The following is a 21,534-nucleotide window of genomic DNA, read 5'->3' as shown; positions in this document are numbered from 1 at the left end:
ACCTTTAGAGATACGGTAAGAGAATCGGTTTTAACTTATCGACCCAGATCTTATACGCGTTTTCGTTGAGATGGATTTTATCTTGTTCGAGCCAAAACTCCGGGCGTAAACCGGGTCTATCTTTTTCTCGAAGCCATTGCCAGTTGTCCAAAAAGACTACGTTCTTATAGGATTGCGCGATATAAATCCAGGTTAGATTGATTACGGGAGAAATACTATTTAAACTTTGTGTGCGAACGGGTGGAATTCCCAAAATAACGATCTTCGTATTCGGAAGGGATTTATTGAGTTTATCGAGAATTCGTACCAGATTGTTTTCAATCAAGTTCAGACATTTCCCTTGGATCAGATCGTTTCCTCCGATCTCCAAAACGATCGCTTTCGGATTTAAAACGACCACGTCCTCTTCCAATCTTTCCAATAGGAGTTCGGTCATATCCCCGCCGATGCCACGATTGACCGCGCCGGGAAATTCCTTGGTAAGAATCTCGTTTGGAAACAACTGAATCAGGGAGTTTCCCACAAATACTACGTTTGCGGTTCTGATCCTCTGGTTATCTTCGCGATAGATCTTTCGCATCGTCGACCAGAGATTTCTGTATTGTTCGAATTTTTCGGACGATCTGTATCCAGTCCCAGCCCAACATTCGAAGTTAGAGCTGGTATAGTCCGTGTATGATTTTTTAATCAGGAGGGAACAGGAGGAGAAAAGAAAAAGCAAAGAAAGAGCGGAAAGATACTTTGCCAAAGAACTTTTACTGCTCCTGAGGTTCTTTCATGTGAAAACGTTTGTGCCAATCCGCTATCTGCGCTTGCAGATAATCTTCCGAATCGCAAATTCTGAATTCGATCGGATTATTGGAGGCGGTATCAATCAGCTTGGCTTCTATATAACCGTTCTTTAGCTTATTGATTTCTATTTTATATTTCATCCATTAAACTCCAGTAATGTCAGATTTTTAGATTAACCCAGGCTTTCAACCGATTCTAAAAAAAACGAAATACTCTTTTTAAGACTCAAAAAGAAGATTTCCTAACTCCGACATTTCCATATTCTTTTTCAAATTTTTTCTTCGGGTTTTGCAAATTGAAAGACGCATAACGTAAGTAATTTTGTAAAAGCCGAATTCTCATTTTTCGCCTAAACAGTGTTTGAAACCGAACTCCGTTCTTTAAAATTCCTTTCGAAATTCTGCAAAATCCGGGAGCTGTTTAACAATCTACATTGTCTTCAGACTCAATTTAATAAAAAAAAGTTGCCGGGAAAGCGTAAAAAATCCCAAAAACAGGTTTTTTTGACAGTTCCTTGACACTCAAAACTTAAGCTTTTTTGAATTTATAAAGCTCCGGAAAATTTTTCTCAGCGTACATAGAACCCGATTCGGAATCCTCGGGAAGAATTCCACCGTCCGCGAGTTCCGGAACAAAACCGGCGTCTCGGATCATGGAAATCGTTTCCGTCATCTCCGAACCTTTGACGTTCAAATAACCGGCGGAGAACAAAGAATTTGCCGCAAATAATGCCGTTGCGGAAAGAGTTCTGAGATGTCCTTCTCTTCCCGCCGCGATTCTGATTTCCGAGTCTGGATTTACCAAACGGAAAAGACAAAGAATTCTTACACAAAGTTCCGGCGTCAAAACGCTTGGGTTCTGGATCGCGTGTCCTTTCACGGGAATAAAAAAGTTCACAGGAATCGAAATCACTCGAAACGATTTGAGTTCAAAAGCTACGTCTACGATGTCGCGAAGTGTTTCCCCCATTCCCACGATCACACCACTGCACATCCCGATTCCCGCCTTGGAAACCGACCCGAGCGTTTCCGCTCTTTGAGAATACGTATGTGTATCACAGATTTCCGGATAATGATTTTCGGAAGTGTTTAAGTTGTGATTGTATCGATCAAGTCCGGCCGCTTTCAAAAGCTGAGCCTTGTCCTCGTCCAAAAGTCCCGCGGAAAGACAGACCTTCATTCCGAGTTCGTCCGTGATTCTTCGAATCGTGGAAGCGAGTTTTTCCGTGGTCGGTCGATTGGGTCCGGTTCCGGAAGTTACCATACAAAAACGATACGCTCCGTTTTCCTTCGCCTTAACCGCGTCCTCGAAGATTTCGGTTTCGGACTTCATCGGATATTCCTGAACTCCCGAGTTTGCGTTCTTTCTTTGAGCGCAGTATCCGCAATCCTCCGGACAGTAACCGTTTTTGATATTGTCTAAGATATGAATTCTAACCTTATTCTCGAAGTAGCGATTTCTTTCTTGAAAGGCTTTGTCCAAACAAGTCGTTAACGGAACGGAACCGTTTAGAATTTCCAACCCTTCTTCTTTTGTGATACGGCTTGGAATTTCGGAGAATATTTTTTCGGCTGTTTTTAGTGTTGTGGACATTCTTCAGACAGGTTCAAGCGAGGGAGTTTTCTTGAAAAGTCTATTTCCCAAGAGAAATTTCGGACAGGGTTTCCCGAATCGCCGAAAAGATTTTTTCCAGGGAAGAATCTCGAATGATATATGGAGGCGTCAGATAAATCACATTCCCTAAGGGCCGAAGCACCACACCCTTTTCCAAAAACTTTTTCTTAAGAATTTTATTTCCGGGATAACTATAACCGCTTTGATTTCCCACTTCCAACTCAAGAACTCCGACCGCTCCCAAAACCCTACAATCCCGAACCGCATTCGGAAATTCTTCGGCGATTTTTTTTAAACCGACTTTGAGTTTCGTTTCGAGTTTTGCGATTTGTTCGAGACGATTCTCCCTAAAAAAAAGATCGATTGAGGCAAGCGCCGCGGAACAAGCGATCGGATTTCCGGTCATCGTATGTCCGTGATAAAAACCTTTTTCCGGTTCCGGCGTTACGAACGCAGAATGAATTTTTTCGGTCGTTAAGGTCACCGCCACGGTCGCCGCGCCCGCGCTCAAACCCTTTGCCATCGCCACAAAGTCCGGTTGGATCTTCGCCTTTTGATACGCAAAGAGAGAACCCGTTCTACCGAAACCTGTAAAAACCTCGTCCACCAAAAGTAAGGCCCCGTATTTTCGGGCGATCGTTTCCAATCTTTGGAGAACTTCCTCTTTGTAAAAGATCATTCCTCCCGAGCCTAAGATCAACGGTTCGAGTACGATTCCCGCGACCGACTTCGGATTATTTGCAAAGAAGATTTCGATTTCTTCCAAACATTCCACTTCGCAGGTCGAGGGCTTTTTTCCAACCGGACAAAAACTGCAGTTCGGTGTTTGAAATTCTTCGGCGGGGAACATCAAACCTTCAAAAACTCGGTTGAATACGGAATTTCCGCCCACGCTCATGGTTCCGATCGTATCCCCGTGATAGGAAGTATTAAACTTTATGAATGTTTTGCGTTCGGTTTCTCCCGTATTTTGAAAATACTGATACGCGAGTTTGATCATGATTTCGACGGCGGTAGAACCGTTGTCCGAATAAAGAACGTGAGAATACTTCCCTTCCGTAATTTTTAAAAGTTCCGAAGCCAGATTTTCAGCAGGATCGTGGGTGAAACCCGCGAGTAAAACGTGATCGAGTTTGTCCAATTGATCCTTTACGGCTTGGATGATCTTAGGATGGTTGTGTCCGTGAATGCTCACCCACCAGGAAGAGATCGCGTCTATATAAGAATTTCCGAATGTGTCATATAAAAATTCTTCCTTGGCTCTTTCGATTCGTAAGGGAGAATCGGGTTCGTGTTGAAGCGTAAACGGATACCAGATCATACGATGATTTTTTGGATCGTTTCCTCTGGATCAAACCGTAAAAGACATTCTTTTTGAAATCGTTCGCGTCCTATTTTTTCCCGAGAATTCAAAGCAAACGTTCCCAAGGACGGGACCCCGCTCCATTCGGTGATGGTTCGGATATTGTCTTCCGTGGTTTTATCGGGAACTCCGATAAAGAAGATTCCTTTCAAATCGATCTTTCGGCTTTGAATCGCTTCAATGGAAAGAAGGGTTTGATTGATCGCACCTAAGGAAACCGGAGCGACTAAGATCATCGGGATTTCGGATTGTCGAATCAGCTCTGCGGTAAGAAAGTTTCGAGTCAACGGAACGAGCAAACCACCCGCGCCTTCGACTACGATCCTTTGATCCCGAATGCTGTATAGATGTCTGGAAAGTTCCGCAGTATCGATCTCGGCCCCTTCCAGTTCGGCGGAATAATGTGGAGAACCCGCAAAGGCCAAAGAATAATAATTCTTCAGAAAGTAATTTTCGTGAAGTCCGCTTAGATTCATCACGGTAACACGATCGCTGTCGTCTCCGGTTTGAATCGGTTTGAAATACTTGAGGCCCAAAGACTTTCCGTACTTACAAAAAATCAATGAACTCAAAAGAGTTTTTCCGACGTCCGTTCCCGTTGCGCCGATGAAGATCGCCATTAAAACTCCGGCAAAAGAGAAATCAATTTTTCTAATGTAGTTTCGGACGTATCCGAATGAATGCTGATCCGAAGTCTCGGAACGTTCACCGTAGGCGGACGAATCGCTTTTACATAAAGCCCATTTTTGCGGCAGAGTTCGGCGGCGTTCAAAACACTTTCTTCGGAAGAAAACAACACAGGAACGATTTGAGACTCGGAAGTTGTCTTCGGATAATTTTTGGTTTCGAGGGAACTGCGGAAACAATCGGCTTTTTTTAGAAGATTCTCCCTTTGAGTTTGCATCGACTTTACAATCTCAACCGAAGTCGGAACCGCGTGAGCGATCGCGGGCATCGGAGCCGTGGAATATATAAACGTGCGCATCTTATTGATGAGAAAATCTTTTCCGGTCTCGGAGGTTCCGATCCAAGCTCCTTCCAACCCCAGAGACTTTCCGGCCGTGTATGTGATAAAATCTACTTCTTTGGTTTTATCGGGACCGAGTATTTGTGAAACCCTTCCTTCTCCTTGTTGTCCGAAAACGCCGATTCCGTGCGCGTCGTCCAGTATCAACGTCGCGTCGTATTTTTTCTTGAGATACAAAAGATCCTCGATCGGCGCGAGATCTCCGTCCATGCTGAAGACCGTTTCGGATACGATGAGCTTTTCCTTTCGTTTCGATTTCTGGAGAAGTTCTTCGAGATGATTCAAGTTTAGATGTTTATAATACGTTTTTTCGGCTCCGGAAAGTCGAACCCCGTCGAGAATCGAAGCGTGATTGAGTCGGTCCGTGAAAATTTCCGTCTTTGCGTTTGCAATGCAGGAGATCAGCCCAAGATTGGCCGCGTAACCGTTCGCAACCCAAAGAGCGGTTTCCGTCCCCGTCCATTCCGCACAAACGCGTTCCGCAATTTCAAAAGAATCTCGATGACCGCTCACCAAACGGGAAGCGCCGGATCCGGAGCCGTATAGATCCAGACCTTCTTTTAAACTTTCTATAATCTTGGGATGTTTTGTAAGAGCGAGATAATCGTTGGAAGAGAGATCGACCCCGGAAGGAATTTCCAGGGATCGAAGTAAGAAATCCTTTTGCAAGGATTTCAAAACGAGCGAGGCTTTCTGAAGAAACGTTGAAGGATTCAGATTCAAAAAACCTCGATTCGGTTTTAGAGCATTTCCTTCACTTCGTTTCTTTCGGAAACGAGTTCGTCGTGAGTAATTTTGAACTTCTCTTTTGCAAAGTCGTTCAAAGGAAGACCTTGGATGATCTCCACTTTCTTTCCGTCGGATTTCAACGGGAATCCGAAGATCAGACCTTTTTCCGCTCCGTAAGACCCGTCGGAAACGATCGCCGCGGAGAAAGCATCGCCGGGTGCAGTCGGATTGATGATTCCACGAACGGTGTCTACAACTCCGTTTGCCGCACTTGCCGCAGAAGAAGCTCCTCTTGCTTTGATGATTTCGGCTCCTCTTTGTTGAACGTTCTTAATGAAATCTCCCTTCAACCATTCTTGGTCTGAGATCACATCGGTTACCGGTTTTCCGGAAATCTTCGCGTTATAAAAATCAGGATATTGTGTGGAGGAGTGATTTCCCCAGATTCCGAGATGAGTCACTTCTTTAACCGCAACTCCGGCCTTGCCCGCGAGTTGAGACTTCGCTCTGTTTTCGTCGAGTTTTGTCATCGCGAACCAACGATCTTGTGGAACACCTTTTGCGTTGTTCATCGCAATCAAGCAGTTCGTGTTGCAAGGGTTTCCTACAACGAGAACTCTTACGTCGGAAGCCGCGTTCTTTTCGATCGCCTTTCCCTGATTTACGAAGATTCCTCCGTTGATCTTAAGAAGATCCCCTCTTTCCATTCCCGCTTTTCTAGGAACGGAACCGACTAACAACGCCCAGTTGATATCCTTAAAAGCCGTGTCCAAATCGGAAGAGACTGTCACTTTCTGAAGAAGAGGAAACGCACAGTCCTCTAATTCCATGATTACGCCTTTTGCCGCTGGAAGCGCCGCTTCCAATTCAAGCATCTGGATTTCCACCGCAGTGTCCGCACCGAACATTTGTCCGGAAGCGATTCTAAAAAGTAAAGAATACCCTATTTGCCCTGCGGCGCCTGTAACAGCGACCTTCACTGTCTTACTCATATTTGGCCGACTCCTAATTTTTGATTTTAATTTTTAAGTTCCTGATCGATCACTTTGGTAAACGCTTCAATCGGTTGAGCGCCTTCCACCATAATACCGTTTATAAAAAAGGCGGGGGTCCCTGTGACTCCGTATTTCTCGCCCTCAGCCATATCCGCTTCGACTTCTTTACGAACCGCGGAATCGTTCACACACTGGCTGAAAGTTTTCATTTCAAGCCCTGCGCCTCTTGCAAGATCCAAAACTCTTTCTTTCGGAAGATTTCCGGAGTTGTTAAAAAGAACGTTGAAGAAATCCCAATACTTTCCTTGAGGAGCGGCGCAATTCGCCGCGATATGCGCGAACATCGCGTTCGGGTGAAACGAAAGAGGATAATCTCTAAACACCCAACGAATCTGATCCTTATACTTGGCTCTCAATTGAACGTTTACGTCCTGACTTCTTTTGCAAAAAGGACATTCGAAATCGGAAAATTCTATGATCGTAACCTTCGCTTTTTCGGGACCGATGGAAGGATTGTTTCCGGTGAGAATGGTATTGTCTTTGAGTGGAGGAAGTTCCTTCACCTTTACGGAAATATTATATTCGTTGCGGAGTTGACCGAAGAGATTGTTTCTGATCTCTTCCTTCTTTTGAGAAATGAGATGGTTTTCGATTTCATTCTTCACTTGATCAAAGGACTTTCCTCTGAGCGCGGGAGAATTTTTATACTGATCGTAAATCGCGCGCATTTCCTCGATGCTCGGTGCGGGAACGTTCGGCTCCATCAATTCCTTTTCGGAAACGTTACGCTCCTTTGCGGCGAGCGCGACTACCTTCTTACTTGCGAACTCCGAAAGGATTCGATACAAACGATCGTTCGTTTCCGCATAGAATTTACGTGCGATTCTCGGACTTTCTTTTTCAACATCCTTGATCGTATAATTCTTACCTTTGATCTCGGCGACACCGTCCGGGGTAAAATAAGCAATGAGTGGTAAAATGGTGAAACCGATATAGATGATAAATGCGGCGGAAAGAATGAGCAGAGGTCTGAATTCCTTTGCTTTCAATTTCTCGATTATGTCTTGCATGGAAATATTGCTCCCGATGGCTTGAAAAACGGCGTCTTGTTTCCCTTACTTGCCAGCTTAGAAACCTCGGGTCCTCTGGCAAACGATAAATTCCGGCTCCATTCTTGCGTTTGACTGAAATTCTAAATTCTTTGCAAGCCGTGCAAATTTCCGAAAAACCGAACGATCTTTGTAAAAAAATCCTAAAAAAAACTAAAGTGAATCCCCTATTACCGATAGTTTTAATAGAGAGACTTTCGGATCGAACGTAAATCCGAAGGCGATTTTAAAGGAGGTTCGGGTTTATGAATGTTTCCGGATTAACGATCCAATCTTTTTCGTTTTCCTGGCCCCGATCCGTAGAAAGCGAGGCGTTGAGTTCAGGACCGACTACGACGCATACACAAAGCGCCGAAAAGGACGTAAGAATTTCGGATTCGATTCCGCAAAAAACCAAGCCGGAAAAGAACGAAATCAAACCGGAAGAGCTTGTCATGAAACCTTCTCCGGTATCCTTTGAAGAAAGAATGAACCAAGTAATCAGTCCAGAACAGATGAAAAATCTTCTTTCCATGATGGTACGTTCCCGTATGAGCGAAAACCCGACCGACCATAAAATCGATGTAAGACGATAGAGAAGAATTTTGTTTTTGATTCTCGCTCTTATCTACACGGTCGGTCTCGACATTCTTTTAATCTTTGCGGGCCTTGGCGCGTTTGCGGGCCTCGCCTTTATATTTTTCCAGGAAGTGATTTATCCCGCGCTTAAAAAAGGAAGCGCCGGAGCCGGAACCCCTCCCGAAGAAGGAGATCGTTTCGTTCTTGTGGTTTCCGAAAGTCAGAGAAACGTGCGGTTCAGCGTGGGTCAAACCTCGGGCGATATCCGCACCTATTGCAACGCGATCTCGGACAATCATCTCGTATTCAACGTAAAAAAGGCGAAGGACACGGAAGATTACGAAATTCAAATATTACGAAATTCTCCCGTACTTTTCAAACCTCCCGCAATGCCGACCTTCTCCAAAATGGAATCCGCCGAAAAACTGGATAGTTACGAGGTCATCGGTAAAAAGGCCGATTTCCGGATTTCGGATAAAGTGGTTAAGGAAAGAATGATTCAGTATTTCGAGATCAGTCTTTCTTCCGAGTTTTTCATCAACAACTTCGGAAAGGAAAGAATGCGTTTTATCTTTACGGTTACGAAAATTCATCCCGGTCTCAACCGGAGAACCCCGATCAAAAAGGGACTCTATGCGTTCGGAAAGGAAGAAAGAAGCGGCGGAGACGAGGAAGAATAAGAACTTTAAGAAATCTTAATATCCTTAACGCTCTCTGAAATTCCGTCCTCCTCCACTTTGAGCGAAAGAATCTGACAATTAAAATGAGTTTTCTGAGTAAACTCGGCGAGTTTTTCTTTGAGAATCTTTTCCACACGAACCGCTTTGTTGCGTTCTGAAAATAAAAGAACGGACGGACCGCTTCCCGAAAGAGAATACCCGATCAAAGATTTTTCCACCTGCGCTAAAAGCGGATTCAATTCAAACTCGGAATGCATTCGATACGGAGTATGAACCCGATCTTCGAGCGCTAGTTTCAAAAGAGAAACCTTTCCGGAATCCAAGAACTCCATCCAAGTTGCGATCCGACTCATGTTAAAGATCACGTCCTCGGTGGAATAAGAACCGGGAAGAGTTTTTCTGGATTGATGTGTGGAAGTTTCCAGATCGGGCACAATCAAAAAACAACGAACCTTCTTTGGAAATTTCTTTTTGACGTATTCAAGACGGCTTCCGTTGAAATACGCGAATACGAACCCGCCCAAATACGCAGGAATCGTATTGTCCGGATGACCTTCGATCTGACCTAAGTGAAACAAAAATTCGTTTTCACTCGGAAGGGAAATCCTCGGATAAAAATTCTTATGAGCAAACCGCGCCGCGCAAACTCCGGCAACGGCCGCGCTCGCGCTGGAACCGAGCCCCCCTTTCATAGGAAGATTCAAATCCATTACCAAGGAATACGGAAGGACTTCGATCCCAGGAAGAAATTTTTGAAAGTAGGATTTATACGAAGAAAGAACAAGATCCTCGTCCGGACCGAACGGCAACACGTCCATTCCTTTTACGGAAGTATGAAAGCTCTTTCCGGGAATGAACTGAAATTGAAACTGATTGTAAATTCGAAATGCGAGTCCGAACAAATCAAAACCCGGTCCTAAATTGGCCGAGGTTCCCGGAACCCGAATGGAATACTGTCGAATCGAAGTCATAGTGTAAAAGCGAAACTTCCGCGCAGAAGTTCGCAAAAGATACGACCAAGATTTCTCTCCAAATCAAATCGTCATTTGATTTTCGATTCCGGGGTTTTGATTTTAGAAAATCGAGCCGACATTTTATAATTCCGAATTCATTCTTTCGCGGAATTCGTGTGAACAACATCGCGTCCTTGAAAAAGAGTTTTCTCGATCCTACAACGGTCAATTCTGCCTGATTATGCACTTTTCGTTTCTAGATTTAATCGTTCTGCTTTTATATGTTGCACTGGTTCTTTTTTCGGGTTGGTTTACTTCTAGAAAAAAAGACAAGGATTCTTCCTCGTATTTTCTGGCGGGACGAGAACTTTCCTGGATTCCTCTCAGCTTTTCCATCGTCGCGACGGAAACCTCCACTCTTACTTTTTTAAACATACCCGGTTTGAGTTATTCCGGGAATCTTACGTTTCTCGGTCTCGGTTTGGGTTTTGTTCTCGGGAGAATTCTCGTCGCGAGGCTTTTCATTCCTATGTATTACCAATCCGGTTTTATTTCCGTGTATGAATGGGTGGGAATCCGTTACGGAAAAGTTTCCCAAAAAACGGTTACCTTTTTGTTCAAACTCACTCGGATTTTAGGAGACGGGGTGAGAATGTACGCGTCCGCGATTCCGGTTGCGATTCTTCTCGAAGTTTTTTTAAAACAATACGGCTCTTTCGAGATCTCCACACTTCAAATCGAAATCTTAAGTCTTCTTTTGATTTCCGGAATCACCATTCTTTATACGGTGCAAGGCGGCTTTCGTTCCGTTGTTTGGGTCGATTCGATTCAGTTTTTGATCTACGTCGCCGGTGGAATCTTTTCTCTTTTTTATCTGGGTTCTCTTTTGTTGGAAAGAGGTTTCGATCTCGGTCTTCTTTTTCAAAAAGCGAACAACGCGAACAAGTTAAGAATTTTTGAATGGACCGATTATTCTTCCGCGTATTTTATTCCGACTGCGATCATCGGAGGAATTCTTTTGACTCTGGGAACCCACGGAGTCGATCAAATGTTCGTACAAAGGGTTCTTGCCTGCAGATCCGAAGCAGACGCGAAAAAAGCGATGATCTCCTCGGGAATTTTCGTGTTCTTTCAGTTCGTTTTATTTTTGAGTATCGGAGTTCTATTATATTTTTATTATGAAGGTTCTTCCCTTCCGAAAGATAAGGTGTTTTCCAAATTCATCTTGGAAGAGGTTCCTTCCCCCGTAACCGGGTTTTTGTTGGCCGCAATCTTGGCTTCCGCGATGTCCACACTTTCCAGTTCGATCAATTCTCTTTCGTTGACCACAAAGGTGGATTTGAAAATCGAAAAATTCGGCTCGGGGACCTTGAGTCTTTTCTGGGGAATGATTCTTCTTCTGAGTTCTCTTCTTCCCTTATTTTTGACCGCGGGTAAAACGGGTCTTGTGGAACTCGGGCTTTCGATCGCGTCTTATACGGTCGGTCCGATCATCGCGGTTTTCCTCAGCGGAAGAATACAATGGTTTTCTTATATGCAGAATTTAAGGGATTCTTTTGCGTCATTGGCGATCGGGCTTACGCCGGCTTTCACGCTCGTCGTCGGAAAATGGACGGGTTGGAGTTTTACCTTGCTCGTTCCATTCGGAATCGGAACCTGCTTTTTGCTCGGACTCAGTCTATTGCAAATTCAGAATCGTCTGACTTCTCAAAGATAGATTCCATAATTCTTCGGAATTCGGGCGCTTTTGTAAAGTGCATGAAGTGATCCCCGTCCGGAATTCCGTAGAACCTTGAATTCGGGAAAAAACTTTTTGCAATCGGAGTGTCCTCTTTGTGAAAGAATTCCGAAACACCTCCGACGATAAAGTATGTCTGACCGGGGTACGGTTTTGTCGTATATCGTCCGAAAAAATCCTGTAACAATCGGGGCGAACCCGCGATTCCTTCCACGTTGAGTTTCCAACGATACGAACCGCTTTCCGTCCGTTCCAAATTCATTTCCAAAAAGTTTCTGATAAATGCGTTCGGAAGAATTTTCGTCAAGGCCGCGTCGATTTCCTGTCTGGATTTAAAACCGGAAACGTCCGTTCGTAAACAAGCGAGTTCGCCTTCGTATTGAAACGGATAATCCTTCGGCGCGATGTCCTCGATAAACAATAAGGATGGAATATTCGGATTTTTTAATGCGAAACCCATCGAAACGAGTCCGCCCATGGAATGCCCGAGAATCACCGGATTCGCAATATTATTTTTCGAGATCCAAACTTCGAGATCTTCCACCATAGAAGCGAGGGAATGTTCGGAAGAATGAGGAGAATCCCCGTGATTCCTCAGATCCATCAGATACACGTCGCCGTAACGACTCAAAAAATCCCCCACGCTCGGCCAGTTTTTGGAAGAACCGAAAAGTCCGTGTAAAACGAGAATCGGTCCGCAAATCGGGGTTAAAAACTTCTCCGAATTAAAATCGATCTTACGAAAACTGAGATCTACTGCAGACATTCTTTTTGGATGAGCTTTAGAAAATTATGATATTTTTTACCGTATCGATACGGCAGAGATTGCAGTTCTTTTCGAAAGGATTCGTAGATTTCCTTTTTGGATTCTCCCTTTCCACACTGAATGGTTTCGCCATCCTTTGTCAAAGATTCGAGTTTTTTGGTGATTTGATTCGCGAATACGCTCGCGTAGTTTCCGTTCGGATTCAATTGCAGATAACGGATTCTTCTTTTTCTTTCGTCGTTTAGAAAACAAAAAACATCCCGTTTGCAATTCGTTTCCGGCATATGTTTTACTCCGAGAAACGCCGCAAAGTCGCCCGGGCCCTTATCCTTAAATTCTTCCCCAATCTTCCAAAATACTTCGGGGTTAATTCTCGCCGGTTTTCCTCGTTCCCCGGGGATGATTTCGCCCGGGTTTTTGGAAAGATAATCCGAAAGTTTGGATTCTTTTCGTTTGCTTTCGCCTTCTTGCAAAATTTCTAATATTCTTATCAAGACGACCGATCTTCTGATTTTCAGATAGAGATATTCCTCGCCGTGATAGATCCCGTTTTCCTCCAAAGAGGAAAGATATTGATAAACGGATTCGAGTTCGGTAAGACCGGTGTTCGTCGAATACAACATTCGATCAATCGAACGTAGGATCACCTTATAAGCTCCCCTTTCTTCCATGTCGAAAAGAACCGCGGTTTCGGACCAACCGCTTAAACCGGAAGAATCGGAAACGAATCGAAAATTACGATCGTTTTGTTTTTCGTTTTTGCTTTGGACAACTTCTCCGAAACCGAGACGGCGGAGAATTTCGGATTTTTTATCGGGAAATAAATAAAGGGGAGAATTCGGCTTTAACACCAACCGATCTCCTCCCCAAACCTGCGGGACTATCGTAAAAAAGAATAGGATCAGAACGATCCGCTTCATCGATTACTTGCTCAGATCCCGTATCATTTCCGCGAGTCTTTCGACTCCGCGTTTGATGTCGTTTTCTCCCATCGGATAGGAAAGCCTAAGAGCGTCGTCTTCTCCGAAAGCGATTCCGGGAACTGCGGCTACTTTATACTTTTCTAATAGAACACTGCAGAAAATCTTACTGAGAGACTTTTCCGAAGATTCTTTTTTGAGCTTTTCAAAACCGGGAGTTTTATAAACGTCCGTGAGATACGGAAACACATAAAACGCTCCCTGAGGATTGTTGCATTTTACGCCCGGGATGTCGTTCAAAAGGGAAACGATGAGATTTCTTCTTTTTTCAAAAGCCTTTCTCATTTCCTCAACACAAGTCTGATCTCCGGCAAGAGCGGCTTCGGCGGCGGCTTGCGAAATCGAAGAAGCATTGGAAGTGGACTGACTCTGAATCGTTTCCATATTCTTGACGATGCTTAAATCTCCCGCTCCGTAACCGATTCTCCAGCCAGTCATGGAATACGTTTTGGAAACCCCGTTGATCACGAAGGTATTTTTTTTGAGTTCCGATGAAATCATCGCGAGATTGGAAAACGTAAAACCGTCATAAACGATTTTTTCGTAGATATCGTCGCTCATCACTTGAATTCCCGCTGAAAGAACGATTTCGCCTAATGCTTCGAGATCCTTTCTGGAATAGCCCGCGCCGGTCGGATTCGACGGAGAATTCAGGATCAGACATTTGGTTTTGGAGGTGATCGCCTTCTTCAATTGTTCGGGAGTGATTTGAAAATTACTTTCAGGAGTTGTAGTTACGATAACGGGAACACCTTCGGCCAAACGAACGATGTCCGCATAACTCACCCAATACGGAGCGGGAATGATCACCTCGTCCCCCGCGTTGAGAGTCGCTAAAAAGTAATTGTAGATAACCTGCTTTCCGCCGGTTCCTACGATGATTTGACTTTTATCGTAATCGAGTCCGTTGTCTCTTTTAAACTTGGTAACGATCGCTTCTTTGAGTTCAATCGTACCGGAAACAGCCGTGTAACGCGTCATTCCCTTATCGATCGCCTTCTTAGCGGCGTCTCGGATATGGGTCGGAGTTTCGAAATCCGGTTCACCGGCTCCGAAACTTACAATGTCTTCCCCTTTTTTTTTCAACTCGTTCGCCTTTGCGGTGATTACGAGAGTCGGGGAAGGTTCGATGACGTTCAGCCTTTTTGCGCTGAGATCCATGCTGTTCCTCTTTTTATGTTTAACTTTGTATCTATCTCCGAATGAAATTCAGAAAAAGACTCTCATCAAGCGTTGTTCAGTTGTAACTGAGCCAATTCCTCTTGGGCTTCTCTGAATTGATCCAAAGTATAAATTTCGTATTCGTATCCTTGTTCGGTAAGGAACAACTGACGGTTCTGGCCGAAACGTTCCTCGTTCGTATCTCTCGAAATGAGAGAATAGAATACGGCCGTGTTGTCGTGTCCTTTCGGTCTTAGGATTCGACCCAATCTCTGAGCCTCTTCCTGTCTGGAACCGAAGGTTCCCGAAACCTGAATCGCGATGTTCGCGTCCGGAAGGTCGATCGAAAAGTTCGCAACCTTACTCACAACAAGAGACTTGATCTTGCCCGAACGGAACGCGTCATACAACGTTTGTCTTTCCGGAAGCGGGGTTTTTCCCGTAATCAAAGGAATATTAAATTTCTTTGATATTTCTTCCAGCTGATTGATATATTGTCCGATCACGAGCAGATGCGACTCGGAATGTTTTTTCATGATGAGGTCGATCGCCTTCATCTTTTCAGGATTTTCGGAAGCGAGTCTGAACTTTTCACGGTCGTCCGCGATGGAATATTTCAGACGAAGATCGTCGTCCATGTTAACGCGGATTTCCTTACACTTCGCTTCCGCAATCCAAGACTTGCTCTCGAGTTCCTTCCAAGGAACGTCGTATTTTTTCGGTCCGATCAGGGAGAATACGTCCTCTTCCAAACCGTCCTCGCGCACGAGAGTTGCGGTAAGACCGAGTCTTCTCTTTGCCTGAAGTTCCGACGTCATACGGAAAACCGGAGCGGGAAGTAAGTGAACCTCGTCATACACGATCAAACCCCAGTTGTTCGCGCTGAACAGATGGAAGTGGGTGAAATCCCCTCCCTTCTTCTTTCTATGGGTGAGAATGTTATACGTCGCTATGGTAATCGGGCGAATCTCTTTGACTTCACCGGAATATTCTCCGATATCCTCGGGAGGAATGTCCGTTTTATCGAGAATTTCGTTTCTCCACTGGCGGATGGAAAGTGTGTTTGTAACGAGAATCAGGGTTTCAGCGCCCACGATCTGCATCACACCGATCCCTACGATCGTTTTTCCAGCACCGCAAGGAAGAACCACAACACCGGAACCGCCTTCGTTTCCACCACCGGCGTGAAACACTTCCACGCACGCTCTTTGGTAGTCGCGCATTCCGAACTTTTTACCGCTGATGCTTTCCGGTCTTAGATTGAATCCGTATTTGTTTCCTTCGTCGTAACCGGCGAGGTCTTCCACGGGAAAACCGATTTTGATCAGAGCTTGTTTGATATGACCGCGGTATTCTTTTTTGATATAAATTTTATCGGGGAACGTGGTTTCGATAAACGGTTGAACCGCTCTATGATTCCCGATTTCTTGAAGAAATCCTCTTTCATTCGAGATGATTGCGAGTTCTCCGGATTCTTCCTTAACGAGTTTTACCTTTCCGTAACGACTGATCTGTTCGCGGATTTCGTTTACTATGTTTTTTGGAACGGAGTATCTGGAGAATTTTTCCAAACATTCCACAATTTCGTCGGCGGTCATTTTGATCGACGCGGCATTCCAAAGGGAAAGTGGAGAAATTCTATATGTATGAAGGTATTCCGGACTTTTTTCTAATTCAGCAAATTTGGAAACAATGCTCTGACAGGCTTCAAACTCGGGGTTATCTACCTCCAAAAGCATGGTTTTATCACTCTGAACGATTAAGGGTTTGCTCATTTGTGTCTGGTTTCCTGTTTGTTTAGACTGAAAATCGACCCCTTTCTGTCAAGAAGAATGCGAACATAAGGCTCTTTTCGTTCCATCGGGCAAAAACCGTAGAACAAATGAATCCGAAAAGTCGATTCTTCCGCGAAGTCATACTGAGTTTTACAACTCGGAAAGCAGAATTTGAAAACTTCCGCTCTTTTCTTCCTCGGGAAGAAGAGTCGTTAAAGAAAAACCGTTCAGAATCGCGTTCCCCGGCGCGCTCATCGGTTCGATCGCAATTCGATTTCCGGAAAAGTCCGTATAGATTTGAAAATACGAAAGTCGAATCTCGTCGTCGCTCGATGCGTTCGATCGAAGATGGACTTGGTAAGAATCATCCGGAACTTCCAAACGCACCCAAGCCTCTTCTCCGTAAAACAAAGAATCGAGATTGGGAACGTCTTCCAAAGTAAACCGATCCGTTTCGATTCCGTATATGGGATACGTCGGAGTAAGATCTTCTTGTAAAGGAATCTGTTTCTCAAGGTTAGACCGAAGAACACAAGGTTGTTGTAAGGATTTCATTCTAAAATAAGGATGATAACCGTAACAAAACCGGAATGAAAAATCGTTCTCGTTGAAAAAGGAGGTTCTCAGAGTTAAGACCTCTTCTTCCACAATTCTTCGAATGGAATACGCTTCCCGGACTCTGATTTTTCCCAAGGTAGAATTTTGAACCTTCTCATCGGGAACCAATTCAAAAACGATCGATTGATTCGTTCTTTCGATCACCTTTCGTTTCCAAGAATACGCAAGTCCGTGAGAAGGATAACCGTTCGAGTCCTTGGTTCCAAGATCGGTTAAGGAAATCCATTCTTCCCCGAGACGAATCTTATCGTCGGTATGACGATTGACCCAAGGATACATGAGATACGAACCCGATGAGAAAAATCTTTTTTCCTTTTCGTAACCGGAGATGATTTCCAATTCCTTTTCGGTGCTCGGATGTTTCCAATTCCAAGAAAGAATTTGTTCACCGTTGTCCGTAAATCGAAGTCGGGAACGATCGCTAAAAATTTCTAACACGTTGCGCAAACTTTTCGGAAATTCGGATTCCTTTCCATCCATTTTAGTCCTTTTTTAAAACTCGAAAGGTCTTAGGAAAGGAATTGAAAGCCTGCTTTAGCGGGGGAAACTGACCATTCCATAGGAGAATTTCTTTGAAACACTCGATTCTAACTTGGGCAACTACTCTTTTTCTAGGATCCTTTCTTGCAAACTGTTACATTCCGGTAAACGCAAACCTAGGCGGAGGAACCGGTAAAACCGCGGAACTGAGAGAAAAACTTCTCTCCGGTAGAAACGAGGATAAAATCCTAATCATCCCGATCGACGGTGTGATCAGCGACGAAGGCGAAAAAACGTTCTTCGGAGGCCAAGAAGATTCGATCTTAGCCGGCGTTAAAAAACAACTCGAGCTCGCGGAACTCGATCCTGAAATCAAAGCAGTCATCTTAAAAATCAATTCTCCCGGCGGTTCTGTTACCGCGAGCGACATTCTCTATAGAGAAATTCTACAATTCAAAACCAAAAAGAAAATCCCGGTCGTTTCCCTCTTTATGGATACGGCGGCGAGCGGTGCGTATTATATTTCTATGGCTACGGATCTTGTGATCGCTCATCCTACTTCCGTAACCGGTTCGATCGGAGTGATTCTTTCCGGTATCAACGTGAAGGATGGTCTTGATAAACTCGGCATCAAGGATCAATCGATTCGTTCCGGCGGAAACAAAACGATCGGTTCTCCTTTGGAAGATCTTTCTCCCGAACAAAGAAAACTACTTCAATCCATCGTGGACGATCTGTTCGAGAAGTTTTTCGAAGTTGTGAAAAACGGAAGACCCGGAAAAAATCCCGCGGAACTTCGTAAGATCGCGGACGGAAGAATTTTTACGGCGACTCAAGCCCTGCAACACGGTTTGATCGATAAGGTCGGTTACTTCGACAACGCGGTTCAAGAAACGATGTCTCTTCCGAACTATAAAAAAACGCCTGGGAACACAAGCCCTAGAATCATCTACTATTCTCAGAGCGCTGAAAAAAGAGCGAACTTCTATCAGGTTCAATCCCCCGAACTAAGACCCGATTCCGCGATTTCGAAAATTTTAGGAACGGGAAGACAGGTTCGTTTTCTATATCTCTGGTCTTACTAAGGTCCATTAGAAATTTAGAATCTATTTTCCGGTATATCGATGTTATTCAATTCCTTACCCTTTCTTTTTCTATTCTTAGTCACGTATCTGATCTATTGGAACGTGAACGGGCCTTCCAAAAAGAAGGTCCTTCTCGTTTCCTCGATCGTATTTTACGGTTATTCGCACATAGCGTTTCTGATTCACTTCTTGCTCGTAATCGGATTCAACTATTACTTTTCCCTCAAACTCTGGGATAAAAAGGAAAAGGGAGAATCCACAAGCGGTCTTCTGAAATGGGTGATCGTTCTGAACGCGATCAACCTCGCCTTTTTTAAATATTACTATTTCGTAATGGACTCGATGAGTTCGATCACCGGAATGGAACTCTGGCAAAGACTGGGAACTTCGGTGGAAATTCTTTTACCGTTGGCGATCAGTTTTTATACGTTTCAGTTGATCGCGCTTCAGGTGGACATTCACAGGGATCTGATTCCGAAACGGATCGGTTCCAGCGATTACTTTTTATTCATCCTATTCTTTCCTCAATTGATCGCCGGTCCGATCATGAGATCCACGGATTTCTTGCCGAAACTCGATCATCCCGAAATCGACAAACACAGAATGAAACAAGGGATCTTTCTTTTGATCTTCGGTCTGTTTAAAAAATCGGTGCTCGCGGATTCCATCGCGGGAATCATTTCCCCACTTTATCTCGAGCCGGGTCAATACCACGCGGCTTCGATTTATATCGCGATGTTCGGGTTCGCTTGTCAGGTTTACTGCGACTTTTCCGGTTATACGGACATCGCCCGAGGTTCCGCATTCTTACTCGGATATGATATTCCGGAAAACTTCAGAGGACCGTTCCTATCCTTTTCCTTCCGTGAATTTTGGGGGAGATGGCACGTAACGTTATCTACTTGGCTCCGCGATTATCTCTACATTCCCCTCGGCGGAAGCAGAAAGGGAGAATTCAGATCCCAACTGAACATGTTTCTTACGATGTGTCTCGGAGGTCTTTGGCACGGAGCCAATATCGCTTTCGTACTCTGGGGAGCGTATTTGGGTTTGATTCTCGCCGTGGAAAGAATCTTAGAGCCTAGACCGGTTCCGGGTGCGGCGAACTTGGGTCCGTCCAAAACGGTTCGTATTTTAAGAAACACGCTTACTCTCAATCTATTCGTGTTCTCCGGTCTTTTTTTCCGGGGAGGTTCTGCGGGTAAAAACGCGGTTCCGTTTATGCTCGATCTGCTCAGTGGATTCAAGAATTTATTTACGGGCAAAATTCTTCCCCGCTGGGAAGAACTTCTACTTTTCATTTTCTTGACCGTGGGACTAAACGCACTTCAATACTTTCCGCAGACGATGGAAAAGGTGGAAAAACGTTCTCTCATTCTGATTCCGTTGCTCAGCGTTATACTCCTATTGCTCTTGGGCGTTTTCGGCGACGGCGGTGGAGAATTTATTTACTTTCAGTTTTAAAACCCTCCGATAAAAAAGGAGGATCGGAAACGAAAAGGAGGGACTTGCGTTGAACCTGAAAAGACTCTCTGGAAACGTTCCGAACCTCCTCCTTTACGTCTGTCTATTCTGTTGCGGTTGTTCCACCGAATGGATTCGAGAACTTCCCAAAGACCCCGACCAAACCGTAAATTCGATTCGAGTTCCGAGCGGAATGTATGTTCGAAACCGGCCCGAACGGTCGCATCGAAACACCCTCTTCTACAAAAATACGGTTCAGGAAAGAATTTTCCTAAATGGGGAAGACGGAACGTTCGAAAAGTCCATGAGAAGAGAAGTCAAGGACGTGAACGAATATACGACGCATATCGTCAGCGGTAAGGGAAAGTATTCGATTTCGGGTAACTGGGTTTTATTGGAAACACTAGAAAAAGGCGAAACCCAGTTTCAAGGAAACGCGGAAGCGTTTCAACTCGAGTATCTTCCGTATCGTCACAAATTGTTGTATCACTACGATTCTTCCTCGAAAACTCTCGTCCCATTATTGTATGAATCGGGTTATCGGGAAAAGACATACGGACTTTTGGACGGGATCAGCAAACCGTATTTAGAGGATAAATACTTTCAGATCGCGAGACGGAATTTTCTCAAAAAGGAATTTCAGTTTCACGCATATTTTTATAAACCATGAATTTATCGGATTATATCAAAAGTTACTTTCAAAGAGTCGGGTGGCTTTTACCCAGTATCAACCTGATTTGTATCTCCATCGCGGTTCTATTTCTTCAGACTTCCTCCTTTTCGACAAAAGAAAAAATCGTTCTTTATTTTACGGTCACCGGCTTTCTCTATTTAGTAAATTATGTTTCTTTTATATTGTTTCTGACTAAGAAAATTCTTCCCGGAGAGGAAATCCGCGGCAAGATGATGAAACGTTATCGCAAAGGCGACGATAGAATGCAGAGTTATCTGTTTCCATTATCGCTCGACGACGAGAATTACGAAATTTTCGGAAGAACCCTCACCTACAATCCGATCGGAGGAGACTTTTACAACTTTCTCACCGACGCGGATGGAAACTATTGGATCGGAATCGGAGATTCGGTCGGACACGGTTATCTCGCCGGAATTTTCAGTATGATGATCTTTCAAAAAATGGCTCTTTTGGTTCGAAAGGAAGCGGGCCCATACGAGATCATAGAAAGAATCAACGAAGAACTTCTCAAAAGAACCGAACAAAATCCGACGATCAATCCGAGTTTATATGCGACCTTTCTTCTCATCAAAGCGGACAAAGATGGAAACGTGGAACATTCCGGTTTACATCCGAGTTTTGTTGTGTATCAAAAGAACGAAGGGAAAAACAGAATCGTCGAAACCGACGGAAAATTCATATCGACCACGATGAACGCGAGTTTGAAAAACATCCAAGGCAGAAACTCATTTCGTTTGGAATCGGGGGACATCGTATTTTGCTTTACAGACGGCCTCTACGAACAGAAAAATAACGGAAACCTGTATTTCGGAGAAAGTCTGTTCCGATTTTTAGAGGAAGTTCCCAAGAACGATCTGCGGAAAATCGCGGACAGTCTTTTTGAGGAAATCCTAAGACATACGGGCGGAAGAATCCAAGACGACATGACCATTCTCATGATTCGCAAAAAATGA

General features: G+C 44.3%; 21 protein-coding genes. 7 read left to right on the top strand and 14 right to left on the bottom strand.

The window, feature by feature from the left end:
• Window positions 1–4: 4 nt before the first annotated feature.
• The 8 genes from CH367_RS16920 to CH367_RS16890 all read right to left on the bottom strand — a co-directional run bounded on the left by CH367_RS16920 (window position 5) and on the right by CH367_RS16890 (window position 7,590).
• Entirely contained in the window at window positions 5–748 is a 744-nt protein-coding gene (locus tag CH367_RS16920) for a GDSL-type esterase/lipase family protein (protein WP_100763680.1), read from the bottom strand.
• A gap of 7 nt (window positions 749–755) precedes the next feature.
• A complete protein-coding gene (locus tag CH367_RS20870) occupies window positions 756–932 on the bottom strand; it encodes a hypothetical protein (protein WP_000875511.1) in 177 nt (58 codons plus the stop codon).
• Between the two features lie 388 nt (window positions 933–1,320).
• The gene (bioB, locus tag CH367_RS16915) at window positions 1,321–2,385 is read right to left on the bottom strand and encodes a biotin synthase BioB (protein ID WP_100763679.1); all 1,065 of its coding nucleotides are present in this window, start codon (window positions 2,383–2,385) and stop codon (window positions 1,321–1,323) included.
• Window positions 2,386–2,425: 40 nt separating this feature from the next.
• Window positions 2,426–3,727: an adenosylmethionine--8-amino-7-oxononanoate transaminase gene (gene bioA, locus CH367_RS16910; protein ID WP_100763678.1), complete on the bottom strand. Its 1,302-nt coding sequence runs from the start codon at window positions 3,725–3,727 to the stop codon at window positions 2,426–2,428.
• Window positions 3,724–4,389, bottom strand: coding sequence for a dethiobiotin synthase (gene bioD / locus CH367_RS16905; protein WP_100763677.1), 666 nt, complete (start codon window positions 4,387–4,389; stop codon window positions 3,724–3,726). The genes bioA and bioD overlap by 4 nt, the downstream gene beginning before the upstream one ends.
• A complete protein-coding gene (locus CH367_RS16900) occupies window positions 4,389–5,519 on the bottom strand; it encodes an aminotransferase class I/II-fold pyridoxal phosphate-dependent enzyme (protein WP_100763676.1) in 1,131 nt (376 codons plus the stop codon). The genes bioD and CH367_RS16900 overlap by 1 nt, the downstream gene beginning before the upstream one ends.
• Window positions 5,520–5,536: 17 nt before the next feature.
• Window positions 5,537–6,517, bottom strand: a complete 981-nt coding sequence (locus tag CH367_RS16895; protein ID WP_100763675.1) for a malate dehydrogenase — start codon at window positions 6,515–6,517, stop codon at window positions 5,537–5,539.
• 26 nt (window positions 6,518–6,543) lie between these two features.
• Window positions 6,544–7,590, bottom strand: coding sequence for a DsbA family protein (locus tag CH367_RS16890; protein ID WP_100763674.1), 1,047 nt, complete (start codon window positions 7,588–7,590; stop codon window positions 6,544–6,546).
• A 284-nt stretch (window positions 7,591–7,874) separates the two neighbouring features.
• Between CH367_RS16890 and CH367_RS16880 the strand changes: the two genes are divergently transcribed.
• Window positions 7,875–8,204, top strand: coding sequence for a hypothetical protein (locus tag CH367_RS16880; RefSeq protein ID WP_100763673.1), 330 nt, complete (start codon window positions 7,875–7,877; stop codon window positions 8,202–8,204).
• A gap of 15 nt (window positions 8,205–8,219) precedes the next feature.
• Entirely contained in the window at window positions 8,220–8,867 is a 648-nt protein-coding gene (locus CH367_RS16875; protein ID WP_100763836.1) for a hypothetical protein, read from the top strand.
• A gap of 5 nt (window positions 8,868–8,872) precedes the next feature.
• Here CH367_RS16875 and thrB read toward each other — a convergent pair whose 3' ends face one another.
• Entirely contained in the window at window positions 8,873–9,838 is a 966-nt protein-coding gene (thrB, locus tag CH367_RS16870) for a homoserine kinase (protein WP_100763672.1), read from the bottom strand.
• Window positions 9,839–10,061: 223 nt separating this feature from the next.
• Between thrB and CH367_RS16865 the strand changes: the two genes are divergently transcribed.
• Window positions 10,062–11,537 carry a sodium:solute symporter family transporter gene (locus tag CH367_RS16865; protein ID WP_165783318.1) on the top strand — a complete coding sequence of 492 codons (1,476 nt, stop codon included), beginning with the start codon at window positions 10,062–10,064 and terminating at the stop codon, window positions 11,535–11,537.
• Here CH367_RS16865 and CH367_RS16860 read toward each other — a convergent pair.
• The 5 genes from CH367_RS16860 to CH367_RS16840 form a co-directional block, all read right to left on the bottom strand.
• A complete protein-coding gene (locus CH367_RS16860) occupies window positions 11,494–12,324 on the bottom strand; it encodes an alpha/beta fold hydrolase (protein WP_100763670.1) in 831 nt (276 codons plus the stop codon). The two genes, CH367_RS16865 and CH367_RS16860, sit on opposite strands and share 44 nt — an antisense overlap.
• On the bottom strand, window positions 12,312–13,244 hold the full coding sequence (locus CH367_RS16855; RefSeq protein WP_100763669.1) for a hypothetical protein: 933 nt from the start codon (window positions 13,242–13,244) through the stop codon (window positions 12,312–12,314). The genes CH367_RS16860 and CH367_RS16855 overlap by 13 nt, the downstream gene beginning before the upstream one ends.
• 3 nt (window positions 13,245–13,247) lie before the next feature.
• Complete coding sequence (locus CH367_RS16850) at window positions 13,248–14,465, bottom strand: pyridoxal phosphate-dependent aminotransferase (RefSeq protein ID WP_100763668.1); 1,218 nt, start codon at window positions 14,463–14,465, stop codon at window positions 13,248–13,250.
• Window positions 14,466–14,530: 65 nt separating this feature from the next.
• The gene (locus tag CH367_RS16845; RefSeq protein ID WP_100763667.1) at window positions 14,531–16,240 is read right to left on the bottom strand and encodes a DNA repair helicase XPB; all 1,710 of its coding nucleotides are present in this window, start codon (window positions 16,238–16,240) and stop codon (window positions 14,531–14,533) included.
• 150 nt (window positions 16,241–16,390) lie between these two features.
• The gene (locus CH367_RS16840; RefSeq protein WP_100763835.1) at window positions 16,391–17,296 is read right to left on the bottom strand and encodes an aldose epimerase family protein; all 906 of its coding nucleotides are present in this window, start codon (window positions 17,294–17,296) and stop codon (window positions 16,391–16,393) included.
• Window positions 17,297–17,430: 134 nt separating this feature from the next.
• On the opposite strand from CH367_RS16840, the gene sppA reads away from it, so the two are divergent.
• From sppA to CH367_RS16820, 4 genes are read left to right on the top strand one after another with little or no spacing between them, the layout of a single operon-like run.
• Window positions 17,431–18,423, top strand: coding sequence for a signal peptide peptidase SppA (sppA, locus tag CH367_RS16835; protein ID WP_100763666.1), 993 nt, complete (start codon window positions 17,431–17,433; stop codon window positions 18,421–18,423).
• Window positions 18,424–18,462: 39 nt separating this feature from the next.
• Window positions 18,463–19,887 carry an MBOAT family O-acyltransferase gene (locus CH367_RS16830; RefSeq protein ID WP_100763665.1) on the top strand — a complete coding sequence of 475 codons (1,425 nt, stop codon included), beginning with the start codon at window positions 18,463–18,465 and terminating at the stop codon, window positions 19,885–19,887.
• Between the two features lie 55 nt (window positions 19,888–19,942).
• Window positions 19,943–20,557, top strand: a complete 615-nt coding sequence (locus tag CH367_RS16825; protein WP_425268865.1) for a hypothetical protein — start codon at window positions 19,943–19,945, stop codon at window positions 20,555–20,557.
• A complete protein-coding gene (locus CH367_RS16820; protein ID WP_100763663.1) occupies window positions 20,554–21,534 on the top strand; it encodes a PP2C family protein-serine/threonine phosphatase in 981 nt (326 codons plus the stop codon). The genes CH367_RS16825 and CH367_RS16820 overlap by 4 nt, the downstream gene beginning before the upstream one ends.

This window comes from Leptospira barantonii, from assembly GCF_002811925.1.
In the GTDB taxonomy this organism is placed as follows: domain Bacteria; phylum Spirochaetota; class Leptospiria; order Leptospirales; family Leptospiraceae; genus Leptospira; species Leptospira barantonii.
The sequence above is the reverse complement of the archived record's forward strand: the minus strand, read 5'-3'. Positions and strand labels throughout refer to the sequence as shown.